Source organism: Saliniradius amylolyticus, from assembly GCF_003143555.1.
Taxonomy (GTDB): Bacteria; Pseudomonadota; Gammaproteobacteria; order Enterobacterales; family Alteromonadaceae; genus Saliniradius; species Saliniradius amylolyticus.
The window spans coordinates 1,762,942-1,776,377 of the sequence record NZ_CP029347.1 but is presented as its reverse complement, the minus strand read 5'-3'; the positions used below and the strand labels follow the sequence as shown (position 1 = coordinate 1,776,377).

Below are 13,436 nucleotides of genomic sequence, written 5' to 3'. Positions count from 1 at the left end.
CACTGTCCAAAAACTGGTGAGAAACGTCATGCAAACCACTCCGGTCAGACATTGGTACGGCTTCGGCTTATCGCTTTTAACAGCGGCACTTTGGGGCATGTTGCCGGTATTTTTGAAGCTGACACTGGAAGTTATGGATGCCGTTACCGTGGTCTGGTATCGCTTTACCGTTTCGGCGCTGTTTGTGTTGGCCTTGCTAATACGGCGTAACGCCTTGCCACCACTTCGCGGTATCTCCCGCTCCAGTAATGGCTTATTACTGCTGGCGGCGTTGGGCCTGATTGGTAACTACATTCTCTATCTCCATGGTGTCGACCTGCTGGAGCCGGAAACCGCTCAGGTGCTGATTCAGCTCGCTCCGTTTCTGCTGATGTGCGGTGGTATTATCCTCTACAAGGAGCGCTTTAACTGGCTGGAGAGTCTGGGGGCTGTTGTGCTCTTGGCGGGGCTGCTACTGTTTTTTAACGACCGTCTGGCGCTGCTACTGACCTCGATGAGTGAATACACGCTGGGGGTACTAAGCATCATTGCCGCCGCTATCACCTGGGCGGTGTACGCCTTATCGCAGAAGCAATTGTTAAAGAGTCTGACCGCCCGGCAGCTGACCGCGGTGTTTTACAGCTGCGGCGGTCTTTTCCTGCTGCCCTTTGCCGTGCCAATGCTGATTCTAGAGATGGATGTGCTACAACTCAGTGCGCTGGCCTTCGCCTGCGCCAATACCATTGTCGGCTACGGTGCCTTCACCCAGGCTATGCATGTCTGGCACGCCTCCAAGGTCAGTGCGGTCATCGCGCTGGCACCGTTGTTCACCTTTATCAGTATGGAACTGGCTGTTGTTATCTGGCCGAGCCGTTTTACGCCCAGTGAGCTGGATATCTGGGCCTACATTGGTGCAGGCATGGTGATGGTGGGCTCCATGGCAGCAGCCCTGGGCCGGGGAAAAGCCAATTAATCTTGTGGTTGAACCACCTTGGCCATGGCTTCGGCAAGCTTAGTCAGGGCGCTATGCATTTGCTGTACCGCGTGGGCGTAACCGGCGTCGTTAAGTGGTAACTGGTGGTTAAAACTGTGGGCCTGAGTCTGACCATCCGGGCCGGTAAACCAATAACGAGCTTTCAGATTGACATGACCGTCGGCACTGGGCAGCAGGTGCTCTATTTCCACCTGTAAACGGCTTGGTACCTGAGGGGCTCGTGGGTCACTGGTTGTGAGAACGGCGGTGTTATCCATGGTGTGGTTAAGATGTTGTACCAACACCTGTTCAATGCTGCTGGCCAGATTCTGCGCCCACACATGCTGGCGGGCGAAGTGCAACTGATGCGGCCCGGTTTGCATGACGAGAAACGACTGACGCAGATAATCGGCCAGCTGTGGCCGGCTTAATACTATCAGTGCCTCAGCGTCGGTTTTCCCAGCCCCGTCCATTGATGCAGAGGCCTGACTCAGACTGTAATAATTCACCGACTGGGGCGCGCTGGTACAGGCCATCAGTAAACCGGCCATAAAGACGAGAGACAGGGACTTCATGATTGCGGCTCCTTGGCTTGGGGCTCAGGGTCGTCTTCCTCCGCCCCGGTAAAGATTAAGCTGTTTGGCGTATGGTTTAACTGCATGATCAGCGGCTTTAAATCTCGCATCATACGGTTGAGCGACTCCAGTGTCCGGTTCAGACCATCATAGGTCTGAGAGTCGGCCCCGTAATCTCTGAGCAGCTGATTCAACTGGCTGAGGGTGCGATTCAGGTTGGCCGTCAGTTGCCGGGTGTCCAGATCCTCGGAGAGTTGTGAGAAATCCGCGCTGGCCTGACGGAAAGTCTTGGCGGTTTGTGTAAATTCGGTGACCATCTGTTGCGTATCGGTAGCCAGTTTGTTCATCTCAATGGCGTTAAACTTGTCCAGAATGGCCGACACTTTCTGGGTAATTTGTGTGAACTCGTCGGAAATCGCTGGGATCACCAGGTAATCGTCAAAGCGTTCAACGGAGCCCTGTGTGCTTTGTGGATAGAACTGCAGCTCCACGAACTGAGCGCCGGTGAGCAGATTGCCGGTTTGCAGGGAGGCTTTCAGACCTTGTTTGATCCACTTGCGGGTCTGAACTTTTACGTGGTCCAGACCCTCGGCGTTATCGGGCAGACCCACCCGACCCGGCTGAATGCTGAACAGCACTGGAATGCGGTAGTCTTCATTGAGGATATTACCAAGCTCGGCGCCGGACATATCAATGCTTTTGACCTTGCCCACGGGCAAGCCGCGATATTCCACTGGTGCCCCCACATTCAAACCGCGTACGGTGTCGGAAATCAGCATGACAAAGTGGGCCTCTTCTTTATAACGGGCTTCCGAGGCTTTTTCATAGTCCGGATAGATATCGAAATAGGCCCGCTCGGTCACGCGCTCGCCCTTGGGCATATTATCCGGTACACCAAAGGCAATGCCATTGGTCAGCAGGGTTTCCACATTGCCGGTGTGCACCGAGATGCCATCAGACTTTAACTCCAGACGAACCCCACTCACATTCCAGAACCGGGTATTGTGCGTTACCAACTGGTGATAGGGGGCTTCGATAAAGGCGTTGTAATACACCACCCGCTCTTCGATGTTAAAGAAGATATCTTCCACTTTTCCCACCGTCAGCCCCTTATAGGTGATGGGATCGCCGCGTCCATAGGCAAATTCATCGTCGCTGTTCAGGGTTACAAATAAACCGGGCGTCCCCTGGGGAGTGACTGGCGGTTCCTCCAGGCCGGTAAAACGGGTTTTCGTTTTGTTGGACTGGCCCGGGGAAAGCTCAATATAGGGCCCTGACAAAAGTGTCGTGAGGCCGGACACCTCACTGATGCTGACCCGGGGAGACACCACCCAGAACTGACTGTCAGCGTTGAGCAGGTGCTCAGCTTCTTTATTCATGCGTGCACTCACCAGCACACCGTCGTTGCTTTTCTTCAGACGGATCTGGGTCACTTCACCCACATCCACATTGCGGGCTTTGATCTTGGTCTTACCGGCTTCCAGGCCCTCGGCGGACTCAAACTCGATCTGAATCTCCGGCCCCTGGTTGGCCCATTGGTAGTAGACCATCCAGCCACCTATAATCAATGCCACTAGAGGCACCAACCAGATGGCGGAAAGCGAGCGGGCGGCCTTGATATCCGCCTGTTGTGAGTGGTTAGTGTTGTCGGTCATATTCCAGATTCTGACTGTGCCAAATGAGCCTGCTGTCGAAAGTAATTGCCGCTAACATGGTTAACACTACCACGCCGCAAAAGGCAATGGCAGCCGGGCCGGGATAAACGCTCATGGCATTACCGAGCTGAATCAGACTCACCAGTATGGCAACCACAAACACATCCACCATCGACCAGCGTCCGATAAACTCGGTGATTTGATAGGCAACCTGGCGTTCCCTGGGGCGCTGCTGGTGGCCTTTTTGCACACTGTAATTCAGCCAGCCTAACACCAACAGTTTCGCCACAGGTACAAAGACGCTGGCCACAAAAATAATAATGGCGATAGGGTAGGAGCCGGATTTCCAGAGCGTGATGACGCCCCCTAAAATGGTGCTGGGTTCATCCTCGCCCAGCACCCGGGTATACATGATGGGCAGCAGGTTACTGGGGATATACAGCAGTGTGGCGGTAAGCAGCAGCGCCCAGGTGCGCTGAATGCTTTCACTGGCCTGTCTGGCAGTGAGCGGCGAGCGTTCATGATGCTGGAGCTGACGCTCCTGCAACACCGCCATCTTGAGCTGAGCCGGGTCGAGAAATTTCAGGGTCAGGATAAAACACAGGGTAAAGGCGATGTAGGCGTAAAAGGACATTCCCAGTCCAATATCAGCCATGGAGGCGATTTTTATCAGACTCACCAGTGCGCCCACCAAAAAGATCTCGGCCATGCCCCAGGGCAGCAGCGCCAGGGTCAGCGTCATTACAAAGCGTGCCTGCGGGGCAAGAATCCCCGCTTTTAAGGGCAGCAACACATACAGCAGACCCAGCAGTATACTCAGTGGAATGGCGAAGATGGCGACCACCTGAATAATGGCGAGAAACCAGTAATCATTGTCCACCAGAGTGGCCAGTCCCTGAATAATGGTAATGTGTTCGGACTGCCCGCGGGCGCTGAAGGACAGAAACTCAAACGGTACCGCCAATATCAGGAAGATCAGGGCAGCCATGGCACACGCCAGAACACGGTCGAAGGCGCGGTGTCGGTAGGTGGTTAGATGAGCGCCACAGCGGGGGCAATGGGCCTTATGACCATGGGGGAGATCCGGAATGTCGACCCTGAGGGCACAATGGGGGCAGGCCAGGCTATCGGGACTAGACACAGGGGCTGGGCCCTCCGAATTCGGCTTAATGGTTTAACACTATCATAAACACAAAATAATAACGCCGCCATAAAAGGCGGCGTTGCAGAAGCGTCCCGGATCAAGAACGAATGCCTAGGGCACCGTAACGATCTTGCAGCCGTTGGTGGCGCCTTCCGTTTCCATCTCGTCACCATAGGTCATAATAAACTGGTCACCCGATTGCACCAGATTATGTGCCTTCAGTGTGGTGATCACATCCTGCTTCAACTGACCGGCTTCGCTTTTGGTGGAGTCAAAGTAGACCGGACGAACGCCGCGGTACAGGGCCATCACGTTGAGCGAGCTGTCATGACGGGACAGGCCATAGATGGGCAGTGAGCTGGTAATACGGGACATCAAACGAGCCGTGTTGCCGCTCTCCGTCAGGGCAACAATGGCCTTGATAGACAACAGGTGATTGGCCGCATAGACCGCCGACAGCGCCGTGGTTTCCGACACAGTAGAGAAGGTCTCATCAACCCGGTGCTTGGAAATTTTCACACTGGGGTGTTTCTCGGCGCCTTCGCAGACCCGCGACATCGCTGCCACGGTTTCGGTGGGAAATTGCCCAGCTGCGGTTTCTGCAGACAGCATCACGGCGTCGGTGCCATCCAGTACCGCGTTAGCCACGTCCATGACCTCGGCGCGGGTGGGCATGGGGCTGTCGATCATTGACTCCATCATCTGGGTAGCCGTGATGACAACCTTATTCAGCTGACGGCTACGGGAAATCAGTTTCTTCTGCACGCCCACCAGTTCGGCATCGCCAATTTCCACACCCAGATCGCCCCGGGCGACCATCACCGCGTCGGAGGCTTCAATAATGTCGTCCAGAGCCTCATCAGTGGCAACGGCCTCTGCGCGCTCCACTTTAGATACGATTTTGGCCTGACAGCCTGCCTCCTCGGCCAGCCTGCGGGCATAGCGAAGATCCTCGCCGCTGCGAGGGAAAGACACCGCTAAATAATCCACTTTCATCCGGGCTGCAGTTTTGATGTCTTCTTTATCTTTATCGGTCAGAGCCTCGGCCGACAGACCACCGCCTAAGCGGTTGATGCCCTTATTATTGGACAGCTTACCGCCCACGGTAACGGTGGTTTTTACTTTATTGCCATCAATAGCAGTGACTTTGAGCTGAATGCGGCCGTCATCGAGCAGCAGAATGTCATCCTGTTTCACATCCTGAGGCAGGGCCTTATAGTCGATGCCGACATGTTGCTGGTTACCGGCATCGGCGTCCAGATCCGCATCCAGAGTGAACTTGTCGCCAATGGCTAACTGGATGGGGCCTTCGGCAAAGCGGGCGATACGTATCTTAGGACCTTGCAGGTCTCCCAGAATCCCCACGTAGATATTCAGCTTGCTGGCAATATCGCGCACGATTTTGGCGCGATTGATGTGATCCTCGGCACTGCCGTGTGAAAAGTTCATGCGCACCACATTGGCGCCAGCTTCTAAAATGGCCTGAATCGATTCGGGGGTATTGGTGGAAGGGCCTAATGTAGCCAGTATCTTAGTTCTTCTAAGCATGGATTCTGTCGCTCTCTTTATCTCAGACCCAAATGGTCTGTGGAATGAAAAGACGCCGTCATTGGTGACGGTTTGTAATTTTATTACAAAATACTAGCTAAAAATGACGCCGGTGTGAAATTATTTAACGAATTTGACCGCTGGCCCGATGAGAACCAGCGGCCATGTTCACCGTTTGTCGTAGCGAGAGTCGCGCAGCGAATCTTTGACTCGTTTCAGGTTTTCACGGAAGCGGTTGCCCCGGCGCAGAGTAAAGCCGGTGGCAAGCACGTCGATCAGTGTCAGCTGAGCGATGCGCGAGGCCATGGGCATGTACATGTCCGTGTCTTCCGGTACATCCAGCGATAATACCAGGGTACATTCTTTCGCCAGCGGACTGTCTTTGGAGGTGATGCCGATCACCGTCGCGTTATTGCTGCGGGCGATCTGCGCGACGTCTACCAAGTTTTTTGTCCGCCCTGTGTGTGAGATTAACACCACCACATCCTCTTCGGTGCAGTTCATGCAACTCATGCGTTGCATCAGCACATCGTCGAAGTAGACCACCGGCACATTGAAACGAAAAAACTTATTCAGTGCATCGTGCGCCACCGAGGCTGATGCCCCCAGCCCGAAGAAAGAAATTTTCTGGGCCTGGGTTAATAAATCCACCGCCCGGTTGACGGTATTCGCATCCAGCGACTGACGGGCCACTTCCAACGAGGCCATAGTCGATTCGAAGATCTTCTTGGTGTACTCCTCCGGGCCGTCGTCTTCTTCCACATGGCGGTTTACGAAAGGCGTGCCGTTTGCCAGACTTTGTGCCAGATGAAGTTTGAAATCGGGGAAACCCTTGGTGTCGAGGCGTCGACAGAAGCGGTTGACCGTCGGTTCGCTGACATCAGACATCTTCGCCAGTGTCGCAATACTGGAGTGGATGGCGGCCTGTGGATTGGCCATAATCACCTCAGCCACTTTTCGCTCAGACTTGCTGAACGCCCCCTGGCTTTGACTGATTTTTTCAAGAATGTTCATACGCTGCGTCGATCTTCATTATAATTGTCGTACTATTTTTGTAATTTTTCGTCAGTTTGGCTAGCTTTTTTCGTCCTTTGGGCGGGATTCGGTGTGACTGATCAGCAAGAAGCTCAAACTACAAGTTGTAATTTTACTACATTTTCGGCTAGTATAACCTTATATTAACAAGCTAGACCGCGCATATTTGGTAAAATTACTGCGATTTGGGTAATTTTTAATCATTTAAACGATTCAGGTTATTGCAAATGGTGTTGGAAAGTACAGTTAAACCCTGCGACTTCGTCCTCTTTGGTACTAAAGGGGATCTGGCGCGTCGAAAATTATTGCCGTCATTGTATCAGCTGGAGAAGACCGGTCTGATTCACCAGGACACCAGGATCATTGGTGTGGCGCGCAATGAAATGAGCCTGGACGAGTACGTCGCTCTGGTAAAAGAAAATATCGAAAAGTTCAGTGGCGAGGCACTTTGTCAGGATACCTGGCAGCAGTTCTCGGCTAAGCTGGATTACGTCAAGGTAGATATGAAAGACACCGCCAGCTACGGCGCTTTCAAAGAACATGTGGATGCAAGCCGCACCATGGTCTGCTATCTGGCCACGCCTCCGGCCATCTATGGCGATATCTGTAAAGGTCTTTACCAGGCCGACATCATCGATGCCAGCATGCGAGTGGTACTGGAAAAGCCCATCGGTCATGACTTCGCCAGTTCACAGGTAATCAACGATCAGGTGGCGGAGTATTTTAACGAGAATCAGATCTACCGCATTGATCACTACCTGGGTAAAGAAACGGTACTGAACCTGATCGCGCTGCGTTTTGCCAACTCGCTGTTTGCCACCAACTGGGATCATAATTGTATCGACCATGTGCAGATCAGTGTGGCCGAGTCGGTGGGTATCGAAGGTCGTTGGGGCTATTTCGACGAGGCCGGCCAGATGCGCGACATGGTGCAAAACCACCTGTTGCAGATTTTGTCGCTGATTGCCATGGAGCCGCCCACTGATCTGAATGCCGACAGCATTCGCGATGAAAAACTGAAAGTCTTAAAGGCCTTAAGACCCATCAACAGTCACAATATTGCCGACAAGACCGTGCGCGGCCAGTATACCTCCGGCTTTGTGAAGGGTGAGGAAGTGCCGGGTTATCTGGAAGAGCCAGATGCCAACCAAAAAAGTGGTACCGAAACCTTTGTGGCCATGAAAGTGGAACTGGATAACTGGCGCTGGGCAGGCGTGCCTTTTTACCTGCGCACGGGCAAGCGTATGCCCACCAAGAGCAGCGAAATTGTTATCGTGTTTAAGCCGCAGCCGCACAACCTGTTTAAGGAAAGCTTTAAAGAGCTGCCCCCTAACAAGCTGACCATTCGCCTGCAACCCGACGAAGGGGTTGAAGTTACGGTTATGAACAAGGTGCCCGGGCTGACCGGCTCCAGCGCCATGGATCTGCAAAAAACCAAGCTGAACCTGAGCTTCTCCGAGACCTTTCAGGATGAGCGCATCGCCGATGCCTACGAGAAGCTGCTATTGGAAGTGATGATGGGCAATCAGGCGTTGTTTGTGCGCCGCGACGAGGTGGAACAGGCCTGGTCCTGGGTGGACAGCATCATCGAAGCGTGGGAGTCCTCCAACGAACCGCCGGAACCTTATCAGGCCGGCACCTGGGGACCGGTGGCTTCCATCGCACTGATGGCCAGAGACGAGCGCAACTGGGTGGAAAGCTCAGTCAAGAAAAAGAAGTAAGGAGCAGAGCGTGAAACAATCTATTTATGAATCTGCCGAACAATTAAATCAACAGTTTGCCAGCCGCATTGCCGGGCTGTTAGAGCAGGGCATTGCCGAGACGGGCCGGGCCAGTCTGGTGGTATCCGGAGGGCGCACACCTCAGGGCATGTTTAAACAGCTCTCTGAGATGGATATCGACTGGTCTAAGGTGGTCATCACCCTGGCCGATGAGCGCTGGGTGCCCCTGAGTGACGATGCCAGTAACGAAAAAATGGTTCGCGAGCATTTGTTGGTGAACAAAGCCAGCCAGGCCAGCTTTGTGGGCCTGAAAAACAGCGCCGAGCAAGCCACCGATGGTGTGGCTCAGTGCAACCAGGCTTTTGACTCGATCCCCACCCCCTTTGATGTGCTGATTCTGGGCATGGGTGAGGACGGACATACGGCTTCGTTGTTCCCATGCTCCGAGCAATTATCCCAAGGGTTGGACCTGAGTAACCAATCCCATTATATCGCCGTACAGCCCACCACAGCTCCAAACTGGCGTATGTCACTGACCTTGCGCGCCTTGCTGGACAGCAAGAATACCTTCGTGCATTTGGTGGGTGACAGTAAACGTCAGGTATTCGAGCAAGCTCTGGCGGGTGACGATGAAACTGAAATGCCGATTCGCGCGGTGCTCAAGCAGTCCGACGTCGAATTGGTCTGGGCCCCATAAGGAGGCAAATCGATGAATCCCATTATTCAGGAAGTAACCGAACGTATTATTGAGCGCAGTAAGGACAGCCGCGCCGCGTACCTGAAAAAAATTGACGCCGCCCGTCGTGACGGCCCGTTGCGGGGCGAATTGTCCTGCGGCAACCTGGCCCATGGCTTCGCTGCCTGCGGTAAGGCCGACAAGGACTCCCTGCGCAGCATGACCAAGGCCAACGTGGCCATCGTGTCGGCGTATAATGATATGTTGTCGGCGCACCAGCCTTACGAGACCTTCCCGCAGCTGATTAAAGAAGCGGTGCATGAGGTGGGCAGTGTGGCTCAGTTTGCCGGTGGTGTACCGGCCATGTGTGACGGTGTGACTCAGGGCCGTCCGGGCATGGACCTAAGCCTGATGAGCCGGGATGTGATCGCCCAGGCTACGGCTGTGGCCTTGTCCCACAATATGTTCGACAGCGCCCTGATGCTGGGAATTTGCGATAAGATCGTGCCCGGCTTGCTGCTTGGCTCGCTGAGCTTCGGCCATCTGCCGACCGTATTCGTACCGGCCGGTCCGATGCCTTCAGGCATACCCAATAAAGAGAAGGCCCGCGTACGTCAGGCGTATGCCGAAGGCAAGGCGACCCGCGAAGAGTTGCTGGACGCCGAGTCTAAGTCTTATCACAGTGCGGGCACCTGTACTTTCTACGGTACGGCCAACTCCAATCAGTTGATTGTAGAGACCATGGGTCTGCATCTGCCGGGCTCGTCTTTTGTGAACCCAGGCACCGAACTGCGTGACGCTCTGACCAAGGCTGCCGCCGTTCAGGCCACCCGCCTGACCGATCTGGGCACCGAATACATGCCTATTGGCCATATCGTCGATGAGAAGGCGATGGTCAATGGTCTGGTGGCACTGCTGGCCACCGGTGGCTCTACCAATCACACCATGCATATGATTGCCGTGGCGAAGGCCGCAGGCATCCAGGTGACCTGGGACGATTTCTCCGACATCTCCGATGCGGTGCCGCTGTTAACGCGCATCTATCCCAACGGTTCGGCGGACATCAACCATTTCACTGCCGCAGGCGGTATGGCCATGCTGTTTAAAGAACTGCTGGGCGCCGGGCTGCTGCACAATGACGTTAATACCATTTGTGGCCGTGGGCTGGAACAATACACCAAAGAACCCAAACTGAAAGACGGTGAACTGGTATGGGTTGATGGTCCTAAAGAGTCTATGGACCCGTCTGTGCTGGCCACAGTCAAAGAACCCTTCAGCAGTCATGGCGGCTTGTCGGTACTGGATGGCAACCTGGGCCGCGGCGTAATTAAAACTTCCGCCTTGCGTGAAGGGCGCAGCATTATCAAGGCCCCGGCGGTAGTGTTTGAAGACCAGTTTGAACTGCAGTCGGCCTTTAAGGCCGGTGAGCTGGATAAAGACTGTGTGGTAGTGGTGCGCTTCCAGGGCCCCAAAGCCATTGGTATGCCAGAGCTGCACAGCCTGACTCCGCCGCTGGGCGTGTTGCAGGATCGCGGCTATAAGGTGGCACTGGTCACCGACGGGCGTATGTCCGGTGCCTCCGGTAAGGTGCCCGCGGCCATTCATGTGACCCCCGAAGCTTATGCCGGTGGCGATCTGGCCAAGGTACAAAATGGCGACATCATCGAGCTGAACGCCGAAACCGGCGTGCTGCAGGTGCATGTGGATGACGCCGAGTGGGCCAAGCGCAGCAAGAAAACCGCCGATATAGACCGTCACCTGGAAGGCATGGGTCGGGAGCTGTTTGCCGGTATGCGCAACAACCTGACCGGTGCCGAAGAAGGTGCCTGCTCATTATTCCGCACACAGGAACAGCGCAAATGAGTCTGCAGTTTGTCGCCGATGTGGGCGGTACCAACATCCGTCTGGCCCAGGTGGTCGACGGTGAGCTGGCCCATATCAAGAAATACCTTTGCAATGACTTCGCCACCATTGGCGAGGCCATTCAGGCCTATTTTGGTGAGTTTCCTGGCCAGACGTTCAGGGCGGGCTGTATCGCCATCGCCTGTCCGGTGGATCAGGATCTCATCAAGATGACCAATCACCACTGGCAGTTTTCCAAGAGCCAGTTGCGTGAAGAGCTGGGGCTTGAGGCTTTGCCGGTGATCAATGATTACACCGCTATTGCCATGTCGCTGCCCAAGTTGACCGAAGAACACAAAGCCAAGATCGGTGGCGGAGAGGTGGTACCCGATGCCCCGATTGCCGTTTTTGGCCCTGGTACCGGTCTGGGCGTCGGCCACCTGTTAAAGACTGACAGCGGCTGGCTGTGTGCCGACGGAGAAGGTGGGCACGTGGATTTTGCGCCCAATGACGAACAGGAGCTGGTGATCTGGCGTTTCCTGCGCGACAAGTACGGTCATGCTTCTGCCGAGGAAGTGTTGTCCGGTCGCGGCATTGTGCAAATCTATCAGGCGCTGGCCGAACACCGCGGCGACTTTGCCGATCTGACTGATCCGGCCGACATCACCGAACGAGCGGTTCAGAATCGCTGCCCCCTATGTGTGGCGACGCTGGAGCAGTTTTGTAAGGTCATGGGCAGTTTCGGGGGCAACCTGGCCCTGAATCTGGGCACCCATGGTGGTGTCTACATCGCCGGGGGCATCGCGCCGCGCTTTGTGGAGTTCGTAAAAAACAGCGAATTCCGCCAGCGTTTTGAAGCCAAGGGCCGCTTCGCCAACTACGTAAGCGCCATTCCCACTTTTATTATTACCGAGCCGGAGCACGGCCTTATCGGCACCGCCGCCTATCTGGAGCAGCATACAGGGGTTAAGCAATGACAAAAGATTGGATCATTTCATCAGAAGAAGTAATCAACGCCGGCCCTGTGGTGCCCGTGTTGGTGATCAAGGACGTGGCCCACGCTGTGCCATTAGCCAAAGCGCTGCTGGCTGGGGGCATCAAGGTGCTGGAAGTGACACTGCGCACTGACGCGGCGCTGGAAGCCATTCGAGCCATCGCCGACAACGTGCCCGAAGCCATCGTTGGCGCCGGTACGGTGACCAACACCGAACAGCTGGAGCAAGTGGCGGCCGCCGGAGCTCAGTTTGCCATCAGCCCCGGGCTGACCAGCGAATTACTGGATGCCGGTAACCGCTCCAATATCGCCCTGATCCCGGGGATTTCCTCGATTTCAGAGCTGATGAAAGGCCGCGATCTGGGTTATACCCAGTTTAAATTCTTCCCGGCTGAGGCCTCGGGGGGCATCAAGGCGCTGAAATCCATCGGCGGTCCTTTCCCGGATGTGAAATTTTGCCCCACCGGCGGCATCTCGCCCAATAACTACCTGGATTATCTGGCGTTACCTAATGTCAGCTGTGTGGGTGGTTCCTGGCTGGCTCCTGATGAGGCGCTGGAAGCGGGGGACTGGGACAAGATCACCGACATCGCCCGTCAGGCAGTTGCCGGTGCGAACAGTCTGGACAAAGCCTAGTGACTCACACTCAGGCATAAAAAAACCGCCAAAATGGCGGTTTTTTTGTACTTGTACAACCGGCGCCGCTATTCGGCGTCGTTCTCCTCACAGCTGGGCTGGCAGTAGCCGTACAAGTACAGGCTGTGGTGGGTCAGTTTCATATTGTTGGACTTGGCCACTTCTTCCTGGCGCTGTTCGATGATGTCGTCCTCAAACTCGATGACCTTGCCGCATTTCAGGCAGACCAGGTGGTCGTGGTGTTCTTTATGACCGATTTCAAACACCGACTTACCGCCTTCAAAGTGATGGCGATCCAACAGGCCGGCATCGTCGAACTGGTTTAATACCCGGTAAACGGTGGCCAGACCGATTTCCTCACCCTGTTCGAGCAGAATCTTGTAGACATCCTCGGCGCTGATATGCTGGTTCTGGGGATCCTGCAGGATCTCCAGAATCTTGATGCGCGGCAGAGTCACTTTGAGTCCGGCTTTTTTGAGTTCCTGATTCTGTTCCATAAGGCTTTAAGCTACTAACGTCTGGATAGCTTTGCATTATAGAGGACTTAGGCACGAAAAAAACCCATGAGCAGCGATGTTGTTAATTTATTGGTCAAACTGGTAGTAAATGATCAAGAATAAGCAGGGTTTGGCCGATAACAGGCTAGTTAAGGGAAAAT

At 54.6% G+C, this 13,436-nt stretch carries 12 protein-coding genes; 6 read left to right on the top strand and 6 right to left on the bottom strand.

The features are described 5' to 3' along the window. The first annotated feature begins 28 nt into the window (after positions 1–28). Positions 29–952 (top strand): DMT family transporter, encoded by a 924-nt coding sequence (locus HMF8227_RS08335; RefSeq protein WP_109339748.1) that lies wholly within the window; start codon positions 29–31, stop codon positions 950–952. Here HMF8227_RS08335 and HMF8227_RS08330 read toward each other — a convergent pair. The 5 genes from HMF8227_RS08330 to HMF8227_RS08310 form a co-directional block, all read right to left on the bottom strand. Then, on the bottom strand, positions 949–1,527 hold the full coding sequence (locus tag HMF8227_RS08330) for a PqiC family protein (RefSeq protein ID WP_109339747.1): 579 nt from the start codon (positions 1,525–1,527) through the stop codon (positions 949–951). The genes HMF8227_RS08335 and HMF8227_RS08330 overlap by 4 nt on opposite strands. Continuing rightward, the gene (pqiB, locus tag HMF8227_RS08325) at positions 1,524–3,182 is read right to left on the bottom strand and encodes an intermembrane transport protein PqiB (protein WP_109339746.1); all 1,659 of its coding nucleotides are present in this window, start codon (positions 3,180–3,182) and stop codon (positions 1,524–1,526) included. The genes HMF8227_RS08330 and pqiB overlap by 4 nt, the downstream gene beginning before the upstream one ends. Next, on the bottom strand, positions 3,166–4,323 hold the full coding sequence (locus HMF8227_RS08320; RefSeq protein ID WP_109339745.1) for a paraquat-inducible protein A: 1,158 nt from the start codon (positions 4,321–4,323) through the stop codon (positions 3,166–3,168). The genes pqiB and HMF8227_RS08320 overlap by 17 nt, the downstream gene beginning before the upstream one ends. Positions 4,324–4,437: 114 nt before the next feature. Then, positions 4,438–5,874, bottom strand: a complete 1,437-nt coding sequence (gene pyk / locus HMF8227_RS08315; RefSeq protein ID WP_109339744.1) for a pyruvate kinase — start codon at positions 5,872–5,874, stop codon at positions 4,438–4,440. Positions 5,875–6,042: 168 nt separating this feature from the next. Further along, positions 6,043–6,888: a MurR/RpiR family transcriptional regulator gene (locus HMF8227_RS08310; protein WP_109339743.1), complete on the bottom strand. Its 846-nt coding sequence runs from the start codon at positions 6,886–6,888 to the stop codon at positions 6,043–6,045. Positions 6,889–7,136: 248 nt separating this feature from the next. Here HMF8227_RS08310 and zwf point away from each other — a divergent pair, with 248 nt between their 5' ends. Genes zwf through HMF8227_RS08285 form a run of 5 tightly spaced genes read left to right on the top strand, consistent with a single transcriptional unit; the run spans position 7,137 to position 12,778 of the window. Continuing rightward, positions 7,137–8,630, top strand: coding sequence for a glucose-6-phosphate dehydrogenase (gene zwf / locus HMF8227_RS08305; protein WP_109339742.1), 1,494 nt, complete (start codon positions 7,137–7,139; stop codon positions 8,628–8,630). Between the two features lie 10 nt (positions 8,631–8,640). Then, complete coding sequence (pgl, locus tag HMF8227_RS08300; RefSeq protein ID WP_109339741.1) at positions 8,641–9,327, top strand: 6-phosphogluconolactonase; 687 nt, start codon at positions 8,641–8,643, stop codon at positions 9,325–9,327. Between the two features lie 12 nt (positions 9,328–9,339). Beyond that, complete coding sequence (gene edd, locus HMF8227_RS08295) at positions 9,340–11,169, top strand: phosphogluconate dehydratase (protein WP_109339740.1); 1,830 nt, start codon at positions 9,340–9,342, stop codon at positions 11,167–11,169. Further along, positions 11,166–12,125 (top strand): glucokinase, encoded by a 960-nt coding sequence (locus HMF8227_RS08290; protein ID WP_109339739.1) that lies wholly within the window; start codon positions 11,166–11,168, stop codon positions 12,123–12,125. The genes edd and HMF8227_RS08290 overlap by 4 nt, the downstream gene beginning before the upstream one ends. Continuing rightward, positions 12,122–12,778 carry a bifunctional 4-hydroxy-2-oxoglutarate aldolase/2-dehydro-3-deoxy-phosphogluconate aldolase gene (locus HMF8227_RS08285; RefSeq protein ID WP_109339738.1) on the top strand — a complete coding sequence of 219 codons (657 nt, stop codon included), beginning with the start codon at positions 12,122–12,124 and terminating at the stop codon, positions 12,776–12,778. Before HMF8227_RS08290 ends, HMF8227_RS08285 begins: the two co-directional genes overlap by 4 nt. 68 nt (positions 12,779–12,846) lie before the next feature. Here the strand turns inward: HMF8227_RS08285 and fur are convergent, their stop codons facing one another. Next, positions 12,847–13,275 (bottom strand): ferric iron uptake transcriptional regulator, encoded by a 429-nt coding sequence (fur, locus tag HMF8227_RS08280; protein WP_109339737.1) that lies wholly within the window; start codon positions 13,273–13,275, stop codon positions 12,847–12,849. Between the last annotated feature and the right edge of the window lie 161 nt (positions 13,276–13,436).